General features: G+C 46.0%; 13 protein-coding genes. 8 read left to right on the forward strand and 5 right to left on the reverse strand.

What is annotated here, in order from left to right; translation table 11 throughout:
- Nucleotides 1-67: 67 nt before the first annotated feature.
- The 6 genes from NG796_RS16250 (at nt 68) to NG796_RS16275 (ending at nt 9,106) form a co-directional block, all read left to right on the forward strand.
- Nucleotides 68-1,336 (forward strand): lipopolysaccharide biosynthesis protein, encoded by a 1,269-nt coding sequence (locus NG796_RS16250; RefSeq protein ID WP_261207882.1) that lies wholly within the window; start codon nt 68-70, stop codon nt 1,334-1,336.
- A gap of 42 nt (nt 1,337-1,378) precedes the next feature.
- The gene (locus tag NG796_RS16255; RefSeq protein ID WP_261207883.1) at nt 1,379-2,323 is read left to right on the forward strand and encodes a glycosyltransferase family 2 protein; all 945 of its coding nucleotides are present in this window, start codon (nt 1,379-1,381) and stop codon (nt 2,321-2,323) included.
- Between the two features lie 61 nt (nt 2,324-2,384).
- On the forward strand, nt 2,385-3,317 hold the full coding sequence (locus NG796_RS16260; RefSeq protein WP_261207884.1) for a glycosyltransferase family 2 protein: 933 nt from the start codon (nt 2,385-2,387) through the stop codon (nt 3,315-3,317).
- A gap of 594 nt (nt 3,318-3,911) precedes the next feature.
- Complete coding sequence (locus NG796_RS16265; protein WP_261207885.1) at nt 3,912-6,179, forward strand: hypothetical protein; 2,268 nt, start codon at nt 3,912-3,914, stop codon at nt 6,177-6,179.
- 182 nt (nt 6,180-6,361) lie between these two features.
- On the forward strand, nt 6,362-7,801 hold the full coding sequence (locus tag NG796_RS16270; RefSeq protein WP_261207886.1) for a GumC family protein: 1,440 nt from the start codon (nt 6,362-6,364) through the stop codon (nt 7,799-7,801).
- 42 nt (nt 7,802-7,843) lie between these two features.
- Complete coding sequence (locus NG796_RS16275; RefSeq protein WP_261207887.1) at nt 7,844-9,106, forward strand: O-antigen ligase domain-containing protein; 1,263 nt, start codon at nt 7,844-7,846, stop codon at nt 9,104-9,106.
- Nucleotides 9,107-9,147: 41 nt separating this feature from the next.
- Here NG796_RS16275 and NG796_RS16280 read toward each other — a convergent pair whose 3' ends face one another.
- From NG796_RS16280 to NG796_RS16290, 3 genes are all read right to left on the reverse strand, one after another.
- The gene (locus NG796_RS16280; protein ID WP_261207888.1) at nt 9,148-11,370 is read right to left on the reverse strand and encodes an AAA family ATPase; all 2,223 of its coding nucleotides are present in this window, start codon (nt 11,368-11,370) and stop codon (nt 9,148-9,150) included.
- A gap of 193 nt (nt 11,371-11,563) precedes the next feature.
- On the reverse strand, nt 11,564-12,022 hold the full coding sequence (locus NG796_RS16285) for a hypothetical protein (protein WP_261207889.1): 459 nt from the start codon (nt 12,020-12,022) through the stop codon (nt 11,564-11,566).
- Nucleotides 12,023-12,109: 87 nt separating this feature from the next.
- Nucleotides 12,110-13,027, reverse strand: a complete 918-nt coding sequence (locus tag NG796_RS16290; protein WP_261207890.1) for a hypothetical protein — start codon at nt 13,025-13,027, stop codon at nt 12,110-12,112.
- A 388-nt stretch (nt 13,028-13,415) separates the two neighbouring features.
- Between NG796_RS16290 and NG796_RS16295 the strand changes: the two genes are divergently transcribed.
- Entirely contained in the window at nt 13,416-15,878 is a 2,463-nt protein-coding gene (locus NG796_RS16295; protein ID WP_261207891.1) for a diguanylate cyclase domain-containing protein, read from the forward strand.
- A gap of 50 nt (nt 15,879-15,928) precedes the next feature.
- Here NG796_RS16295 and NG796_RS16300 read toward each other — a convergent pair whose 3' ends face one another.
- Nucleotides 15,929-16,267, reverse strand: coding sequence for a winged helix-turn-helix transcriptional regulator (locus NG796_RS16300; RefSeq protein WP_261207892.1), 339 nt, complete (start codon nt 16,265-16,267; stop codon nt 15,929-15,931).
- A 129-nt stretch (nt 16,268-16,396) separates the two neighbouring features.
- Between NG796_RS16300 and NG796_RS16305 the strand changes: the two genes are divergently transcribed.
- Nucleotides 16,397-17,095, forward strand: coding sequence for a pirin family protein (locus tag NG796_RS16305; RefSeq protein ID WP_261207893.1), 699 nt, complete (start codon nt 16,397-16,399; stop codon nt 17,093-17,095).
- A gap of 90 nt (nt 17,096-17,185) precedes the next feature.
- Here the strand turns inward: NG796_RS16305 and NG796_RS16310 are convergent, their stop codons facing one another.
- Nucleotides 17,186-20,428 carry an efflux RND transporter permease subunit gene (locus NG796_RS16310; protein WP_261207895.1) on the reverse strand — a complete coding sequence of 1,081 codons (3,243 nt, stop codon included), beginning with the start codon at nt 20,426-20,428 and terminating at the stop codon, nt 17,186-17,188.
- Nucleotides 20,429-20,523 lie beyond the last annotated feature (95 nt).

Genomic DNA, 20,523 nt, shown 5'->3' on the forward strand with positions numbered 1-20,523 from the left:
GCATCGAAAAGAGGTGATTTTCTAGTTCCTAACTCATTCAAAGCGTACCCAGGGAATTCATGTTTTTATGTTAACTCAGAAAATCAAGCATATCTTTTCCGGCGAGTTTATTCGCAATGTCGGATGGTTGGGTGGAGCGGAATTATTCAATCGCATCTTTAGATTAGCCACCACAGTGACCCTGGCACGCACTTTTAGTACCGAAGACTATGGACTAATGGCGATCGTTTATACCGTGGTGGAATTTGCGAATGTATTTACTTTACGTCAAGGGATTGGGGCCAAAATTATTCAAGCCCAGGAAAAAGATGTGGAGGTTCTCAGTAATACCGCTTACTGGTTGAACTGGATTCTATGTATTTTGATTTTTTTGGGTCAAGCAGCCGGAGCTTTTATTGTTTCCAATATTTATGAAAATACCCAATTAATTTTACCGATTATCACCGCTGGCATCATGTATCTAATGATGCCTTTTCACTTAATAAATTCTTCGCTTATTCAAAGAAAAAACCGTTTAAAAATTATAGCATTATGCACCGCGATTCAATCAGCAGCGGCCAATCTTATCACAGTCTTTTTAGCCTTGATGGGCCTGGGAGTATGGGCAATTGTCTGGCCGATGGTTCTCACCACTCCTGTCTGGATTATCGTCACCTGGCACTATCAAAAATGGCGACCCCCGACCACTTTTACCCTAGCCCGGTGGCAAGAAATTACCTCCTTTGGTGGAAATCTCCTAGGGGTTGAACTTTTGGGAAAAGTCAGGGGGAATATCGATTATTTGATTATTGGACATTTTTTGGGAATTGATGCTTTGGGAATTTATTATTTAGCTTTTAATGCTGGCTTGGGAATTAGTCTGAACGTGATTAATGCCTTTAATTCTGCCCTATTTCCTTATTTTTGTCAAGTTCAAAACCAACTAGATCAACTCAAATATCGCTTTTGGAGTAGTCTTAAAAAAACTTATTTGGTGATTGGTCCTTTGATTCTATTACAAGCTAGTCTCGCCCCAATTTATGTCCCCATTATTTTTGGAGAAAAATGGAAACCCGCTATCCCCATTTTAATCTTTATCTGCTTATCAGCCCTGCCCTGGTCCTTAGCCATTTCGTCTTTTTATCTCCTGAATGCCACCGGCAGACCTCATATCAGCCTGTACTGGAATATTGGATTAACCCTGTTATTTGCCTTGGTTATTTTAGGGGCAGTTCAGGGGGGAATCGTCTGGGTGGCTGTGGCGGTGTTGGTTTATCAGTTTGTAACGATTCCACCTTTCACCCTGTGGTGTTTTAAGTATGTGTTTAAAAATCAGCCGAAGGCTTCCAATCTTTAGTTTTAATCCGATGAATATTCAATATAACCAGAGGGTAAAAAAATGTCAATAATTTCGATTGTTATCCCAGCTTATAATGCAGAAAAAACTCTTTTAAAAACGTTAAATTCTGTTCAAACTCAAACTTTTGGCGATTGGGAAGCCCTGGTCATTGATGATGGTTCTACAGATAGTACCGCCCAGATTGTTAAGGAACTACACGACCCGAGAATCAATGTATTTTCCTATCCTCATGCGGGGTTGGCAGCGGCCCGAAATCACGGAATCATCAATGCAACTGGAGACTATATTGCCTTTCTGGATGCCGATGATTTATGGACTACGGATAAATTAGAACTGCAACTGAAAGCTTTGCAAGACCATCCAGAGGCAGGAGTTGCCTATAGCTGGAATTATTTTCAGTATGAAAATCCAGCGGATTCTTATGAGGACACTTCCCAAAGGTTTCAAGGGAATGTTTATGGGGATTTGTTGGTTAAAAACTTTATTCAAAATGGGTCAAACCCCTTGGTAAGAAAAGAAGCGATCGCCTCCGTTGGCTTGTTTGATCCAAGTCTAAAATCCTGCGAAGATTGGGAGTATTATTTGCGCCTTGCTAAACAGTGGCATTTTGTCTTGGTTCCCCAAGTTCAAGTCTTTTATCGTAAATCTTCTACCTCCTTGACTTCCAAAATTGAGGTAATGGAAACCTATCTGCGGTTAGTGATAGACCGAGCTTTCCAATCCGCCCCTCCCGAATTGCAGTACCTTAAATCTCAAAGCTTATCTTGGGTGGCTCAATATATTGCTGAACATTACTTAAAAAGCAAGCAGGCAACCCTTAAGCAGTTGTTTTTCGTGGGATTCAACTTGTGTAAAACCATTTATTTACATCCTTCTCATGCTTCAGAGGCTTACACTCACTGTTTAATCCGAATGTTTTTAAAACAATTATTTTTACGGGTTTTTACCGGGCGCAATTCACCGCAAGAAACCGTTCTTAATTAACAACAGTAGTTTATCTGCTTTCTTTTTTCTTCAATAACCCCTTACTTTAGTTTGTTTTTTTATGCCAAAAATATCCATTATTATTCCTGCGTATAATGCCGAAAAAACTATCCTAGAAACTTGGATATCGATTCAAAATCAAACCTTTTCTGATTGGGAAGTGATTGTCATTAATGATGGCTCAACCGACCAGACTTTGCCCATTCTTCAGACAATTAACGACCCGCGATTAAAAGTTTTTTCATATACTAATGCTGGGTTACCTATAGCCCGCAATCGAGGTCTGGCGGAGGTGACGGGAGACTATATCGCCTTTCTTGATGCCGATGATTTATGGACGCCTGATAAATTAGAACAGCAATTAGCGACCCTAGAACATTATCCCGAGGCGGGGGTGGCTTATAGTTGGGTGATTTTTTTCAATTCAGAGAAAAAACAACAGTCTCTAGGTCATCCTCACAGTTTTGAGGGGAATGTTTATCCTGCATTATTGTTAAACAACTTTTTAGGCAATGGCTCAAACCCCTTAGTCACCCGAAAAGCAATTCAGTCTGTGGGAGACTTTGACCCGACCTTTCCCCACTGTGCGGATTGGGACTATTATCTGCGCCTTGCGGCTCAATGGTCTTTTGTTTTAGTCCCTCAGCATCAAATTCTGTATCGTCAATCAGTGGGGTCAATGACCTCAAAATGTGCTCACATTGAACATCAATTGTTAACGATGATAGAGAAACAGTTTACAACGATCGCTCCGGAGGAATACCAAGGGCTAAAACCTCAAAGTTTAGCCTGGATTTATGAATATTGTACCCAACAATATTTAGAATATGGACGCGATCGCCAGGACATTGAGTGCGCAAGGCAGAAACTGGCGCAAGCGATTCGCCTCTATCCCCCGATTATATTTCAAGACTATGGCCGATCGCTCCTGCGATGGTTGATTAAACGCTGGATACTCACTCGATTTTCCCCCCACATCAAACCCTCCATCTAGGCGGATCATAACCGGCGATCGCCTTTGGTGCAGCTCCTCTGCAATTCCAGAGGCGATCGCTCCTTGGGTAGTATTTCTCCCCAAAACTTCATGAATTTTCCGAGGATTACCCCGGTTGCCTACCCCAATGGCATCCCCTGATCTCATTGACTCCCGGTTACAGATGAATCCTTGATCACTCCACCCCCCCAAAATTTTCCCTACAGCTCAGTTTTAGGGTATTCCATAGGCTGTATTGCCCCTTTTTTTAAAAATTCCGGGGGTTCCAGATCCTCAAACCGAGACTTTTGGGATTTGCACTGAATTTTCCCAGTGACTGACACCGAAAAGACTTTAAGAAATATTTAAAATAAATAGACTCCAATTGAATTGAATTAGGTTAGAATATAAAATAACTCTAAGCCAACTTTCTAACCTCGCAAATTCATTTAAACCCATTTACATGGATTAAACAGTTTCATTGTCTTTTCCCGCAGAACAGAGACATTGATTCTCAACGGATTGGTTCTCCGGACTTCGGCAGTAAATCAAAATGCTGAGTTGACTTGATTTGAAACGGTTTAACTCCAACTGGATACCCGAGGAAAATCCCCAATGGATAAAGAACCTAGCCTGGTAAAAAAACATGAAGTCAGTCCAGCCCTGGACTGGCTCAAATTCATCCAGCACCCGGGAATCAAAATCAGTATAGAACATCTGATTCGATATCCTCGCCGCTATTGGGCGGGGGGAGCCATGATATTACTGACTGCAGCCCTCGTCCAGTTCTTCTGGATGGGGAATGGGAATGGAAAAAACCTAAAATTAAGTCAAACCGTTGCTCCGACGCGCTTTACCAGCGAATGGGAGAATGTCTCCATTGGGGGAGGGGGTTATGTAACGGGAATTGTCATACATCCTCAAGAGAGTAACGTAGTATATATTAAAACCGATAATGGCGGGAGCTATCGCTGGGATGAGAGCAGTCTGGGATGGATTCCCTTGAATGATGAGTTTGACGTGGAGGAAAGTCATTACTCTGGTGTTGAAGCTATTGCCTTGGACCCGACAGATCCGAATATTGTTTATATGGCGGCAGGAAAATATCTCGTGGGAGAGCCAGGGACCCTCTTCAAATCCAGCGATCGCGGCGAAACTTGGGTAAAATCTAACCTCCAGGTGCAAATGGGGGGAGACGAATACAAGCGGTGGGCGGGTCAGCGAATTGCAGTCAATCCTTTTGAACCCAATCTCTTATTCTTTGGTTCTCGTCAACAGGGGTTATGGAAATCCGAGGATGGGGGGATAACCTGGCAGCAGCATCAGGGACTATCGGCAACCCTAGATCCTCAAGTTGGCATCTTAGCCATCGCCTTTGATCCGCAGACCCCAAACCAAATCTATTTGAATGCCTATGGCGATGGAGTTTACCAGTCCCAGGATGGGGGTATATCTTGGAATAAAATTCCCGGGAGTCCCTCTACTGCCCTGAACCTGGCGATCGCGGGCGATCGCACCCTGTATGTCACCAGCGATCAAGTTCCGGGTGTGAGAAAATATAGAGAGGGTCAGTGGCAAGATATCACCCCCACGGCCTCGAAAAACGAAATTTTTAATGGAGTGACTATACACCCCCACCATCCTGAAACCCTATTAGTCATGGAAGGGGAAAAAGAGTTCGCCAAAATTTATCTGACCCAAGATGGTGGGCGCTCCTGGGTCCAAAATGAAACCCAGAGACAGAATAACGTGCCCTGGTTGCCCGATAGCTTTTTCAGCGCCCATCCGGCGGCGATCCAATTCGATTACCAAAACCCCAATCGAGTCTGGTTCACGGACTGGTTTGGAATCTGGCGCACGGAAGAGATTAATGCAAATCCCACCGTCTGGAGGAATTATCCAAAGGGGCATGAACAACTGGTGATCTTTACTCTGGTTGCTCCCCCGGAAGGGGCATTACTCTTAAGTGCCGTTGCCGATGTTGATGGATTTTATCACAGTCGCTTGGATACCTATCCCCTGGACCGCTTGGGTTACCCTAATCCCCGGGGTTATGGGAAGCACTACTTACAAGATACTTATAGTATGGACTATAGCGCCCGTCACCCGTTGGAAATGGTTCGAGTCGGAGGCAGGCGCTATAACAAAACTTATACGGGGGCAACCTCCCGGGATGGGGGTCGTACTTGGCAACGTTTTCGCAATTTCCCCGAGGAAAAAATACCCCTACGGGTTGCAGTTTCTGCCACGGATCCCCAGAAATTTCTGGTGACTTTTAGTGAAGAACAGCCCTTACAGACCCAAGATGGCGGTGCATCATGGCAAGGGGTACAAGGGCTGCCCGATGGATTTAAAGGACCTTGGAATTGGGTTCAACCCTTAGCGGCGGATAGCGTGAATGGCGATCGCTTTTACTACTACTGCGATCGCACTGTTTATCGGAGTCAAGATGGCGGTTTATCCTTTGCCCCAGTGTATGATTCTTTACCAGCAGCGCAACGATATAGCCTAAAAACTATGCCGGAGGTTGAGGGAGAAGTCTGGGTAAGTTTAGAGACGGGTGGACTTCATCGGTCTGAGAATGGGGGCGAAACGTTCAATCCCATTGCTACCGTTGAGCGATCGGATTTATTCTCTTTTGGAAAACCGCCAGACCAGAGCAACATTCCCGCATTATATCTGTATGGACGGTTAACCGATGGCCGAGAAGGCATCTTTTTATCGTTAGATTTAGGAGAAACCTGGCGCAATATCAACGATCCGAACCGACCGATTGGCAGTCTTGCAAACAGCATGGACGCCAGTAAACAGCACTTTGGTTTAGTCTTTGTAGGGACAAATGGTAGAGGGATTTATTATCAAATTATTCCCCCGGATCCTTAAACCCCTGTTGCACTCCGGGACTTGTCCCTCGTGACAAGAGAGCGATAGACCCATCATCGATTTTTTACAACCGAATTCCGGAACAAAGTGTATTCTCCCCTAAACTTATCAGGTTTTAAATCAAAAATCAACCTTTTTTTTATCTCATTCATCCAAGTTATGAAACTCATAAATGGGTCATCATGAATATATTTTCTACTTTTCTTAAACAACAAAAAATAGATGTTTTGGCTATTCCCCAAAAGAATTCCAACCTCATAGTTCATCCGAATCAGTATAAATTGTTGATTTATATCCTATTTGGATTGATAGGAAATATCGGTATTTTTAGTACCACAATTTTTTACACCAAACAGGTTGCACCGACGTATCGCAGTGAGTGGAGCATTTCAATTCCCGGTCCCAAATTATCGTCTTATGTTTATTTACCTGGAATTGGACAAGCCACTTCCAACGTAGAATCTCCCTATAATAGTAATGTTGCTGACCCCCGAGAAAGCTATAAATTGATTGCCCGGACTGATGAAGTGATTGAAATGGCAGCCAGTCAACTTAATATTCCTAAAAATCAACTTGGTCGTCCTCGGGTACAGATATTAGTCAACAGCACCCTTATTCAGTTTCAAATGGAGTCCAATAGTCCTGAATCAGCCCAGAAAAAGGCATTTGCTCTCCAAGCAGCCTTAGAGTTAAGGGTACAGCAACTCAGGCAGGAAGAAATTCAACAACAAGAGCGTAACTTGACCTCCACTCTTGACTTTGCAGAACATAAATTGCACGATGCACAGAAGCGGGTATCTGACTATAAACGGGAATCAATCTTGCTAGATAATGACCAAATTCGCGATGTATCGATTAATTTAGAGCAGTTAAGACGACAACGGGATGAACAAGTTGCGGAACTCCAACAAGTGGGAGCCCGGTTACAACAACTTTCCGCCGATCTGGGAATTTCTGTTGAAGAAGCGAGGGATGCCTTTACCTTGCAATCCGATGCGATATTTCAACAATATTTAAGGGCCTACAGTCAAGGGAGTAGCGATCGCGTGCAATTAAGTGCAAGGTTTCGTCCGGAACATCCGGCTTTAATTGCCAAAACTGAGGAATGGGAGGCAACGCAATTGGCCCTTCTGCAACGGAGTGAGTTCTTACTAGGACGTCCCATGCAGTTGGGACAATTAAAACAATTAAATATACCGTCGAATAATTCAGAAAGAGCCGAACGGAGTCAATTATTACAAGATTTGATTATGTTTCAAAACCAATACCGGGGACTCGAAGCGCAATTGCAGAAGATGGAGCAACAACTGATTGACAACCAAACTCGTCTGTCTCGGCTTTCCATCGAAAAGACTCAGTTAGATAATATTCAAAGGGATGTCCAAATTGCAGAAGCTGTTTTTTCCTCAATGTTAACTCAACTTGACCTCAGTCAGGCAAATGTTTCGGTGTCCTATCCACCGATGTTACTACTCACCCAGCCCAATTTACCCGATCAACCTACTGCACCTAAGAAATTGTTGCTATTAGCGACGGTAATGGGGTCTGGTTTGTTAACATCCGGCCTTTTCGGGTTATGGGTTCGCGATCGCCGGATTCACATCAACCCCCCCTCTTCCTAAACCCCAGTATCCTATCCCCCTTGTTTCTTTAAATTTGTCTTTATGAAGCATTCCTCCATTCATCCGGAAAATTTGCCCGAAGCGCTAATTTGGTATTATATTATTTTTACTTACCTTCTGTACTTACTGGGCGCTCAGTATGTAGCAGCAAGCCTCCTCGGAACTTATTTAACCTTTTGTGTCCTCAAACAATGGTGGGAAGAAACTGACAAAACCCCACCGGAGGAAAAAATTGTATTTTCTCCGTTAAATTGGGTATGGATTGGGGCCATTCTAACCATAGAATTTTCTTCAATTATCGGACATTTTGATAATAGCTTAGGTCTAGGACAACTCTTTGAATCTACAGTATTCTGGTGGTATCCAGGCTGGGGCATTTTTATCTTATTTACCTTAGCAGGTCAGTTGAAAATTAGACCAGAAATTATCTATAGAGCCGCCTGTATTCTTTGTTTCCAGAGCCTCATCATCACCCCAATTTTTCGGGTTGCGGCGCTCGTCAATATTCCTGAACTGACTTATGTCTCTCCATTTAAAATATTTGGTGGAGGTACACTTGTTTCGACGATTCATCTCTGCTATCTCATAGATGTAGATGAAGTTAGATTAGTATTATTTACCCCTTGGTCACCGGCTTTAGGGTTAGTTGGGAATATGTATTTATGGTTGGCCCTGGCAGAACCCAATCTAAAATGGCGCTTTCTGGGAATCATGGGTGCCGTCGCAATGATTTTTGCCTCGGCGTCGCGCATGGCGATGGTCACATTGCCTTGTGTCCCCATTTTTATCTGGTGCTTAACTCATTGTTTTAACCCCTGGTTTCAAATCTGCGCCGGATTTTTCACCCCCTTGTTCGTAATGATTTTACCCTGGGTGCGTCAGGTCATAACCAGCTTAAAAGAGCGGTTTCATAATGCTCGTCCGGGATCTTCTATAGTCCGAAAAGCATTAAGAGAAATGGCTAAGCAGCAATGGGAACGGGATGCTTTCCTGTGGGGTCATGGGGTCCTCAGCCCGAAAGGTCCCCCAGTCACTGGCGGAGTGCCAGTCGGCACTCATCATACATGGTTGGGCCTTCTTTATATACATGGAATCTTTGCTTTTAGTGCTTTAGCCATCGGGTTTTTTTTAAGCTTTCTGGATTTAGGAATTAAAGCTTTTACTCATAAAACGTCAAGAATTGGGTTAGCAATTTTAACAGTTTTATTTTTGTTTTCTTTGGGAGACAATATTGATATTTTAGCCTACCTATATTGGCCGGGACTGATTGTGATGGGGCAAGGATTTAAGGAAAAATGGACCTGATTTTTAGAGAGTTTTCCCCTTTGTTGAACTCTCATCCGGGGCTAAAATTCCAGGGTGGCACAGATGAAGACGATCGCACTTTCCCATTGCACGGTTTGCTGGAGAAGATGATGCTGGAATGCCTCGGTGACTGCCTGAACCTCGGTGACAGAGAGCATTTGTGCCAATCGGTCCCCATAGCTAGGTTTTTCCGACTGAGAAGGACTAAACCAGCGATCAAGCATCGGGGAAGTAATGTGTAATTCCTGGTGCGATCGCTCGATTTGCAACTGGACCCGAAACCCCAGGGATTCTAAATCCCGTTGCAAATCTGCTGCATCCCAATTCACCATCGGATCGGTAGAGTCTTGATAAATTGCCTCTTCTGCTGCCATCAGGCGATCGCCTAAATTCCCTTTGAGTCCTTTCCCCCCTAACAACCGATATAAGCGCTGAGTATAACGCGGCAGGGTTTCGCCTAACACTAACCATCCCGACTCGGATAGCAGAGAGGCCACATTCCGGGCGATCGCCATTTTATCCCGTTCCTGAACTAAGGCATTTCTGCCTAGAATTCGGTCAAATTTGACCCCAGGGGCTTGCTGGTCCAGGGTTTGGCTGATTTGGGGTAAAGATGATGCTATCACCGTCGGACGCATTAATTCCGGCAGAGCGGTAGATTGTTCTGTCAATGCTCTCACTTCTGACCCCTGACGGGCGATCGCATAGACTCCCCCTTCTGGGACTCGGCGAACTGCCTCCCAAGTGAGTAACCCACTTTGGGCGTTCAAATCCAGAATCAGATGATGGCGTTGGGGTTGCGCCATCTCAAAAAGGCGATCGCGCACCTGTCCGAGGCGATCGCCCACTTGTCCCAAAGTACGCTGTAACCAGCGATCGACCATGCGATCGCCAGGACCATAAGTGAGAACCTCTGCGGGGGCTACTCCCACCCCTTCCACCATTGCTGCCAACTGCGCTTCCCGGCGTCGCGCTACCTGGGTGGCAATTTCTGCCTCCTTCCCCTGATTAGAGGGTTGATAAAATACCTGTCCCTGCAAACTTTGGGGTAAATATTGCTGTTCTACCCAATGATCTCGATAGGCGTGAGGATACAAATATCCTGCACCATGTCCGAACCCTTTTTTATCCCGGTTAGCATCCTTTAAATGGCTGGGAACCTCTGCCTCACGTTCCTTTTCCACGGTAGCTAAGGCATCAAAAAAGCCCATAATACTGTTAGATTTAGCAGCGGTGGCTAAGTATAACGCAGCTTGGGCTAGATGATACCGTCCTTCCGGCATTCCCACGCGATCAAAACTTTCCGCACAAGCATTGACAATTACCACGGCATAGGGATCCGCCAGTCCAATATCCTCACTGGCTAAAATCAACATTCGGCGGAAGATAAACCGTGGATCTTCCCCGGCATAGACCATTTTGGCTAACCAGTACAGGGCCGCATCCGGGTCAGAACCGCGTAAACTTTTGATAAAAGCACTGATGGTATCAAAGTGAGCATCTCCTTCCTTATCGTATAAAACTGCTCGTTTCTGTATGGATTCTTCCGCCACTTCCAAGGTGATATGAATTGTGCCGGTGTCATCCGGGGGAGTGGTTTCTACGGCCAATTCTAAGGCATTCAAGAGCGATCGCGCGTCCCCATTGGCAACATCAACAAGATGACGGGTTGCCTCCGGATCCAGATGGACTTTGAGATGTCCATACCCGCGATCGCCATCGGTTAAGGTTTGTTCACAAATGTGCTGTAAATCCGTGGGAGTTAGAGGAGTCAGTTGAAAAATTCGCGATCGACTGACTAAGGCTTTATTCACTTCAAAATAGGGGTTTTCTGTGGTTGCCCCAATCAGAATAACTGTACCATTTTCTACCCAAGGTAAAAGCGCATCCTGTTGGGATTTATTAAACCGATGGACTTCATCTACAAATAGAATCGTCTGTTGAGCAGATTCCTGGCGATGCTGTTGGGCAGTGGCGATCGCCTCCCGAATCTCTTTCACCCCAGAAAGCACGGCATTAATAGCAATAAATTGGGCTTGGGTACTATTGGCAATCACCCGGGCTAAGGTAGTTTTTCCAGTCCCGGGAGGACCATAAAAAATCAAAGAAGAGAGTTGATCTGCCTGAATGGCGCGACGCAGCAACCGTCCTTGCCCTAAAATATGGTCCTGTCCAATAAATTCTTCCAAAACTCGGGGTCGCATCCGCGCCGCCAAGGGGGCATCTTTTTCTAGGTTGGGTTGGATTTTTGTCTTAAATTTCATGTCTTTTATTAAAATAAATTATATTCCAAATCAGTCATTTTTTCATATTTATAGGAACAATTTTATCGATTTCCTCCTGGAACACACCTCAATGATTTTAATAGAAAAGTCGAAACCGATCGCCCTCCCCAAGATACCGGGGAGGGAACCGGATCTGGTCCTACTCAGATTTTCCAGTCAAACCCTGATGGTTCTATCGGGTACAAACTTCTAATCGTTGAGGGCCGATCGCCTGCAAGGAGTCCGGAATTAATCCCCATACTTTGCACTCAAAACTGGCATTAACCCGCTTGCCACTTTTTCGGATGATCGCCCAGTCACAATGGGGTAAAACTTCCTCTAAAAATAGTTCCGCACTTTTGAGAGAGGGAAATCCAAAATAGTCTACCCAGGGATGCCCGTCAGCGAGTAAAGAGACCTGGCGATCGCCCCGTTCTATCCTTTTCCAATCCGCTGTTTTAGGACAAGACTCTAAGAGATGATTCCAAGCCTCTAAAACTTGAATGAGTTCGTCTTTTTTGAGAGTTCTCCAAGGTTGGGGATGTCCCAATATTTTGCCAATGACTTCGGAAGAAAATACCGTACCTTTTTGACGGCGATCAATACCTGCTATCTCGTGGATTAACTGTTCTTTGCTCAGAGTGATAGCCATAATAGTTCAGGGGTGGATTTCATCTTATCCCTGCCCTTATTTTAGCATAAAATTCCTCTAAATACCCACCCTAGCGCTTAGAAAAATCTAACGCTTGATATACAGAGATGACCCTTGATTTTCATCATCCGTCCCGAAAATTTTGCCTCCCGAAAGGCCCGGTAAAAATTCTAAGGCTTCTATTTTATGGCCGTTAACGCGATAAAGAGGAGCGAAAGAAGAAGTGGGACGAAATTCTACCTGGTCCCCGTTCATGGAGAACAGACCAGCGGCATAAATAGCAGAATCAAAAGGTCCATTATCTCCCGGATCGCGAGAGGAACTAATATAGAGAATTCCCGCATTATTAACCTTTAAGTCACTAATGTGACGAACATCTTCCTCCGGCCAAGGAACGGTAATGACCGCTGATCCTTGGGGAGAGATTTGGTATCCGTTCGAGTCAAACCACCCCCAATAAATTACCCCGGACTCATCGGAACTCCCCCGGTGACTCCAAATTGCTAACAATTGCCCATTAATTCGGTGTAAATCAAAGCCTTCTAAATTAGTATTTTTGGGCAAATCCGGAAGCGAAAAGATGTGGACCAGTTGAATTGTCCCCGTGGAATCGAGGGTGAAATGATAAACTCGTCCGGAACTGGTGACGGCCATAAAAGCCGAGTCTTCACTCTCTGGAATCCGCGCGATCGCCTCTAAATCGATCGGCCATTCTGCACCATCAGGCCACCGTCTGGGTAAATATTCTAAAGAATCTTGTCCCTGAACCGTTAAAATAGCGATACGACCGTCTCCCTCTATTTTATTGTCATGAACGATTACAAGACAAGTGTTTGGGGGACATCCCATCCCATCCAGAGAGTGCTCAATGAGGGCGATACCACTAATGCCAAAAAGAATGCCCGATTTAACGGGACGCCAGGGTGCCGAAGCGGACACCAGTGCGATTAAACCAATCAGAACGGTAGTGGCAGTCGCGAGGAATAAGGGTGGAACTTTAGGCATTTGAAACCTCTCCAACGATAGGATCTGGGGTGACGGGTGATTGGACTCAAGGCGATCGCCGATTGTAACCGAGGAAAATCTCAGAATTGGGTCTCTCTCTGGTGGGATGAACGACTCAGGAGAGTGGCATCCAGCGGGAAATTGACTGCATCTGACGATTGAGCTTGGCTGGAGTAGACTCTATAAACAGACCTAGAGTTCTGATTAGACAACCCATAACATGACAGCCCTCGGGCAGAAAGGTACCTCTGAAGTAATACAATATCACTAGAGAATTAAGAGATTGGCCCTCAATTTTCATCAGCCTTCCCAAACAACCCAGGATCAGTCAAGATAAACCATGCAATTGAGGAAGAGACTGCGCCGAATTATTAAATGCCTTTAATTTATGCTTGAAAGTACCGCTTTTTCTGTACAGTTAGCTATTGACCGCCATCCGTTAACCGTCACGCCAGATACTCCAGTAAGCGTGGCGATCGTGCTGATGAGCCAAGTCAAATCGAGCTGCGCGATCGTGGTAGAAGGCGATAAAATACTGGGTATATTTACGGAACGGGATGTGGTGAAATTGACGGCACAGAGTGGCGATATTGAAATCGACTCCTTCACCAAAGCGTTTAGTAAACAACCGATTTCTGCATTAATGACTCCTAGGCCGTTTATCTTACAGGAGGAGCACCTTCCCAATCTCGTTAACCTGCTGGATTTGTTACGCCAGAAACAGATTCGCCATTTGCCGATCGTGGATCCGGATGAAAAATTACTGGGAACAATTACTTACCAGAGCATTCGGGAAATTATCCAACCGGCAGATTGGATGCGTTTGAGACGGGTGGTGGAAGTGATGAACCCCAAAGTCATTACGGCATCGCCCTCAGCATCGGTACTAGAATTAGCCACCTTAATGAGCATCCATCGAGTGAGTTGCGTGGCGATCGCCCAGAATCGCCCCAGCGATGACCCTATGAGGACCTCAGAACGGTCCGCAATGCCTATCCCAATAGGAATCGTCACCGAACGAGATATCCTCCAACTCCAGGCATTAGAGCTCAATCTGAGAAAACTCACCGCTGCGGAAGTGATGAGTTCGCCCCTGTTGTTGGTGCAACCGACGGATTGCCTGTGGACTGCTCATCAATTAATGCGCGAGTATCGAGTCCGACGATTAGTCGTTGCTGATGAGGGGGATGCGATCCAGGGAATTATCACCCAAACCAGTTTACTGCAAGGATGTACACCGATTGAAATGGATGCAGCGATCGCCGCCTTGCAGGGATTAGTCGAAGAACGTACCACGGAACTCCAGCAAGCGAATGAACAATTACGACGGGAAATTTTAGAACGCCAACATACAGAAGCCGCCCTGCGCCTGTCTCAAGCCCGTCTAGCAGGGATTTTGGATAGTGCCGACGATGCGATTATCTCCATTGATGAAACTCAAAGGATTCAACTGTTTAACCAGGGGGCGGAAAAAATCTTTGGTTACACCGCCGCAGAAGTGATGGGACAACCCTTGGATTTGCTGTTACCAGAAAATCTGCGTTTGCAGCATCACCAGTATATTGAACTGTTTTGCCATACCTTAGAAGTATCTCGGACAATGGGGACGCGATCGCAAGTGTTTGGACGCCGCAAAGATGGCAGTCAATTTCCCGCCGAAGCCTCCATTTCTAAATTAGAAGTCGGTTCAGAACGACTGTTTACCGTCATTTTACGCGATATTACTAGCCGAGTTGAAGCTGAAGAAGCCCTGCAATTGCAACTCGAACGAGAACGAGTCATGTCTGCCATGCGCGATCGCATTCGTTCTTCTCTCAATCTCCAAGAAATTCTCAACACGACCGTTGCCGAAGTTCGACAATTTTTAAATACCGATCGCGTGATTATTTATCGCTTTCACCCGGATTGGAGTGGTAAAGTCGTCGTCGAATCCTGTAGCACTGGCGTTAGAGAAATTCTTAACCTCACCATTCTTGACCCCTGCTTTCGAGAAAGTCAGGCTATACTTTATAAAAAAGGTCGTCTCAAAGCCACTGCTGATATTTATACTGAACCCATCAGTGCCTGTCATCGCAATTTATTAACCCAATTTCAAGTTAAAGCCAATTTAGTCGTCCCGATTTTATTAAATGAAGATTTACAAGCTCATTCCGAAGAAGATTGGGTAGAAAATTCCTCCGGAGATCACAACCAACTGTGGGGATTGCTGATTGCTCATCACTGCGAAGGTCCGCGACAGTGGCAGAATTGGGAAACCGAATTTCTTCGAGCATTAGCCACTCAGGTGGCGATCGCGATCCAACAATCCACCCTTTTTGAACAATTGCAAGCTGCTAATCAAGAATTACATCGCCTTGCCTCTCTCGATGGCTTAACTCAAGTCGCAAACCGTCGTTGTTTTGATGAATTTCTAAATCACGAGTGGCGACGAGAAGCAGAAAGTCCCCTCTCCCTCATTTTGTGCGATATTGACTACTTCAAACCCTATAACGATACCTATGGACATCAAGCCGGTGACGAATGTTTGCAACGGGTAGCGGCAGCCCTGCATCAATGTATCAACCCCAAAATTGAATTGATAGCCCGATATGGCGGAGAAGAATTTGCCGCCGTATTGCCGAATAAAGACTTAAAAAACGCCTTAGAACTTGCCGAACAAATTCGCACTCAAGTCGCGGCTTTACAGATTCCCCATGCCCAATCAAAAGTCAATCCTTACATCACCATGAGTCTAGGAGTAGCCACCCTAATTCCCACTGCGGAAACCACACCGGCTCAACTCATTGCCAACGCCGATGAAGCCCTATATGTCGCAAAAGCTGGAGGGCGCAATCGAGTCGTTTGTGCTTAATTCCGTCGCGGTTTGGGTCAAGGTTCTGGGTAGAGTGAGGCGATCGCCTCTCAAGGGTGCTGTGCTTCCTCAAAGCGGACCCCCCACTCGTGCATTGTATCTAAAATCGGTTTAAGAGTCATTCCAAATTCCGTTAAAGAATACTCCACTTTCGGCGGAACCTGCGCATAAACCATCCGGTTAATAATTCCATCCCGTTCCAGTTCTCGCAGTTGCTGAGTCAGCATTTTTTGAGTAATTCCATCCAAAGCGCGATGCAATTCTCCAAACCGTTTTACCCCCGAAAATAGCTCTTGCAAAATTAATACTTTCCATCGTCCCCCAATAATCGCTAAAGTGGTTTCTACCGGACACCCAACTTGTTTTTTGCTTTCCGCTTTTGCTTCCATTGTTACTTTTTGGGAACTAACCCACTTAAAAGTGCATACTTTACAAATCGACTTTACCCATTCTAAAGTAAGTAATAAGTAAAGCATCTAAATTCCATAAAACCTGTCGCGATCGCATTGGAGGAACCCATGTTAACCCTACGCAAAGCCGAAGAACGAGGACAAGGCAATTATGGCTGGCTCAAAACCCACTATAGCTTTTCCTTTGCCAACTATTACGACCCTCAGCACATGGGATTTCGTGCTCTGCGGGTCATTAACCAGGACTGGGTGAGTGGCGGGGGTGGCTTTCCCACCCATTCTCACCGCGACATGGAAATCGTCACCTATATCCTAGAAGGGGGATTAGAACATAAAGACAGCATGGGAAACACATCCGTGATTCTTCCCGGGGAAGTTCAACGCATGAGTGCGGGAACCGGAGTTGCACATAGTGAGTTTAATCATTCCCGGACCGAATCCGTGCATCTGCTGCAAATTTGGATGTTACCGGGTCAACAAGGACTCCCCCCCTCCTATGAACAAAAACACTATTCTGAGGCGGAAAAACGCGGCCAATTGCGGTTAATCGGGTCGCCGGATGGTCGGGAGGGTTCCGTCACTATCCATCAGGATGTGAATCTGTATGCCACCATCCTCCATGAGGGCGATCGCGTGGTGTATGACATTCCCCCCAACCGTCATGCTTGGCTACAAGTCGCCCGGGGTACCCTGACCCTGAACGATCTGCCTTTAAAAACCGGGTATGGGGTCGCCTGTTCCGCGCCGGAAACCCTTACCCTAGTTGGGTCGGATGAGGCTGAAGTGTTGTTGTTCGACCTCGCGTAATACGGAATTGGGTTGGTAAATGGTTATAAAAACCCGCAGGCTTTATTCAGCCTGCGGGTTTTTGCAAACCCTTGACAACTGGATTTCGTATTACATCTCCGGTTCAGGCGATCGCCAGTCTACCCCAGAAGGAGAAGGCACAGGGTCCAAATCTGGAGAGTCTTGGAACACCGTTTCCAGTTCATCCGGGCTTAACGGCGGACGTCTGCCCCCGAAAATATCATGAAGCAACGTATAAAAACAGGGAATAATAAACAACGTTAGAAACGTCGCTAAAGATAACCCGGAGAACACTACAACCCCCAAAGGTTGTAAAAATTCCGACCCTTCCCCGACTCCTGCCGCTAGGGGCCACATTCCCAACACGGTGGTAATCGTTGTCATCAGAATTGGGCGCAGGCGTTGGGGTGCAGCTTTCAACATGGCTTGCCGTCGGTTAATCCCATCTTCTTTATAAATTTGGTTGGCAAATTCCACCATAATAATGGCATTATTCACCACAATTCCCACTAACAGAATTGCTCCCACTAATACCGTTGCGCCCACCGGAGTTTGAGTGACATAAAGTCCAGCAATTCCTCCTGCTAATGCTAAGGGAACGGTGAGCATAATCACCAACGGGTCAACGAGGGAATTGTACTGAACTGCCATGACTACAAACACCAGAAAGGCGGCTAATCCTCCTAACAGTTTGAGCGAGTCTTGTAACTCTTGATTCGTTTTCGCCGAAGAAGAAGGAACCACACTCACTCCTGGGGGAAAATCAATGCCTGCCAGGACCTCAGCAATCTGGGCGTTGGCCGCCCCGAGGGTTGCACCTTCGGTCAAAGAACCGCCAATAATATACACCTGACGCTGATTAATTCGTTGGATTTCTCCGGGTGCTTCTCCCCGTTCTACCGTTGCCACATCCTGCAACCGAATAGACCGATTATTCCCCACTAACAGGGGTAATTGTTCTAACTGAGTGACCCGTTGAACCACATTATCCGGTAAAGTAACACGAATATCAACCAGGCGATCGCCCCGTTGAAGTTGAGTGGGAACTGCCCCTTGAATCGCCGTTTGAATCGCTGATCCAATGTCATTAACTGACAACCCATATTCAGCAGCCCGCACCCAATCTGGGCGAATTTGTAACTCAGTTTGTTGGGGGTCTGCATCAGGACGAAAACTGGCTAAAGTAACTTGTTCATCCAATGCGGCTAGGACTTCTTTTCCGACTTGTTCTAAGGTTTGAACATCGGAACCTTGTAAGGTAACATCCAACTCGGCGCGAACCGGGGAGTTAGTCAGAATAATCCCCCGGACACTTTCGGGACTCATTCTTAAGCGAGTATCCACCAGATTGAGCTTTTCAAATTCCCCATTAACTCGGGTAATAAAAGCCTCAATATCCGTACCCGGTTTCAAGGAAATGGTACTCGAACCCCGCAGAGGGTTGGGGGAGACACTGGTACCAAAGAGAAACCCTCCAGCGGTGGTAAATACGTTCAAGGTTTCCGGTTGATTCAGTAAAATTTCGTCAACCTTTGCCATGATTTTGAGGTTTTGAGCCACCGTTGTATTCGGTGGAAACTGGGCAAATAAACGAGCTTGGCCGGTATTAATCTGGGGTAAAATTTCCTGGGGAAGCCCTCCGGCTAACCAAAAACTTCCTCCGCCTAACCCGATAATAGCTACAGCAATGACAATCAAGCGCAATCGTAAAACCCATTTTAAAATCCATTGATAAATCCGACTAAATCCATTAAATCCCGCATTAAATAGCCGAATTAAAAAGAATTGACTTAATCCGCTGGTATAGCGAATAGCTAATAAGCGGGAGGTCAACATCGGAACCACGGTTAAGGCAATCAGTAAGGAGGAAGCAACGGCAAAACTAATGGTTAAAATCAGTTCGCTAAAGAGGAGAGAAAACAGCCCGCCAATCAGTAAAAAGGGTAAGACAGAAACCAGGTTAGTGGTGGTTGAGGCGAATAAGGCGGACTCAATAGACCGGCTGCTTGCTTCTGCTTGGGCGATCGCCTTGGAGGAGGTCAGCCGTTTCTTTTGCTGAGTTTGCCCCGGTGTCATCCCCACCCCTTCGGCGATCGTTTCTAACATCACGATCGCATTGTCTACCACAATCCCCACCCCCAGGGCCAATCCTCCTAAACTAAACACATTTAAGGAGAGTCCAAAAATTTGCATAACCGCAATGGAACTCAGGGTTGCCAAGGGAATGGATAAAACAATAATCACTGTTTGGCGAATCGACCCTAAAAACAGTAACACTGCAACCGCCGCGAGTCCCGCCCCAGTCAACCCAGAGACTGCAACATTAGAAATGGAATTTCTAATAAAAATTGACTCATCTAAAGTCGTAGAAATTTCCATATCTGGGGGAATTACCCCGGATTGACGCAACTGTTCTAGTCGCTGTTTGACCCCCTCTACCGCCGTAATCGTATTCGCATCGGGTTGTTTTTGAATGCTCACTTTCACAGCGGGTTCGCCATTCAAAGTCACCAACACCAACCGTTCGGCAGTACCATCAATAATGTCAGCAAAGTCTCGCAGATAGACTCGACCTTGATTGGGAATTTCAAACGACAAATTGGCAATCTCTTCAGCGGATTCAAATTGTCCCCGGGCGCGAGTCAGGGGTTCTTCACTTCCGCCGGATAACCGACCCCCCGCTACATCAATATTGCGATCGCGCAACTCATTCAAAACTTGAGTTAACCCCAGTCCATAGGATTGTAATCGCACCGGGTCAATGCGAACCTGAATCTCTTCCGTAATGCCCCCGGAAACATCCACCGATGCCACACCAGGGACAACCCCTAACTCTCGGGCTAACTCCTCATCCGCAAACACCCGCAAATCCACATCTTTTAAGGAGGGAGACCGTAAGGCAAACTCATAAACCGGAGACTGAGACGGGTCCACCTTAAACAATCGCGGTGAGTCCACCGTATCCGGGAGACGTCCTTGGGCACGGTTAAAAGCAGCGGTTGCCTCATTCAAGGCGATATCCACATCGCCCCCAGGTTCAAAGAATAAATCGACACTGACCCGCCCTTCCCGGGTTTGGGAATAAACCTGAACCACTCCTTCTGTGGTAGTCAGGGCTTGTTCTAAGGGTTTCGTAATCTCTTCGATCGCCACTTCAGGGGAAATTCCCGGCGCATCTAAGCGCAGTCCGATCCGAGGATAGGTAATCGCCGGAAGCAGATCCACTTGAATCGACGTGAGGAAGAACACCCCTAGGACGATCGCCGTAGTGGTGAGGGCTAAAGTGCCAATATGCTGACGAATTGCGGTTGCACTGATGCTGAATCCATTCATATTAATAAGTGATAATTGATAAGTGACAATTGACAATTAGGATGAATTATGATGGCAGCTTTTTTCCCAGCGATCGCCTCAATTCCCCAGCATGG

The organism is Laspinema sp. D2d (assembly GCF_025370755.1).
GTDB lineage: Bacteria > Cyanobacteriota > Cyanobacteriia > Cyanobacteriales > Laspinemataceae > Laspinema.

Coding starts and splice junctions, on each gene's coding strand:
- NG796_RS16305 (WP_261207893.1), top strand. CDS start 16,397: ATGTTAACCCTACGCAAAGCCGAAGAACGAGGACAAGGCAATTATGGC.
- NG796_RS16280 (WP_261207888.1), bottom strand. CDS start 11,370: ATGAAATTTAAGACAAAAATCCAACCCAACCTAGAAAAAGATGCCCCC.
- NG796_RS16260 (WP_261207884.1), top strand. CDS start 2,385: ATGCCAAAAATATCCATTATTATTCCTGCGTATAATGCCGAAAAAACT.
- NG796_RS16275 (WP_261207887.1), top strand. CDS start 7,844: ATGAAGCATTCCTCCATTCATCCGGAAAATTTGCCCGAAGCGCTAATT.
- NG796_RS16250 (WP_261207882.1), top strand. CDS start 68: ATGTTAACTCAGAAAATCAAGCATATCTTTTCCGGCGAGTTTATTCGC.
- NG796_RS16290 (WP_261207890.1), bottom strand. CDS start 13,027: ATGCCTAAAGTTCCACCCTTATTCCTCGCGACTGCCACTACCGTTCTG.
- NG796_RS16265 (WP_261207885.1), top strand. CDS start 3,912: ATGGATAAAGAACCTAGCCTGGTAAAAAAACATGAAGTCAGTCCAGCC.
- NG796_RS16295 (WP_261207891.1), top strand. CDS start 13,416: ATGCTTGAAAGTACCGCTTTTTCTGTACAGTTAGCTATTGACCGCCAT.
- NG796_RS16300 (WP_261207892.1), bottom strand. CDS start 16,267: ATGGAAGCAAAAGCGGAAAGCAAAAAACAAGTTGGGTGTCCGGTAGAA.
- NG796_RS16270 (WP_261207886.1), top strand. CDS start 6,362: ATGAATATATTTTCTACTTTTCTTAAACAACAAAAAATAGATGTTTTG.
- NG796_RS16310 (WP_261207895.1), bottom strand. CDS start 20,428: ATGAATGGATTCAGCATCAGTGCAACCGCAATTCGTCAGCATATTGGC.
- NG796_RS16255 (WP_261207883.1), top strand. CDS start 1,379: ATGTCAATAATTTCGATTGTTATCCCAGCTTATAATGCAGAAAAAACT.
- NG796_RS16285 (WP_261207889.1), bottom strand. CDS start 12,022: ATGGCTATCACTCTGAGCAAAGAACAGTTAATCCACGAGATAGCAGGT.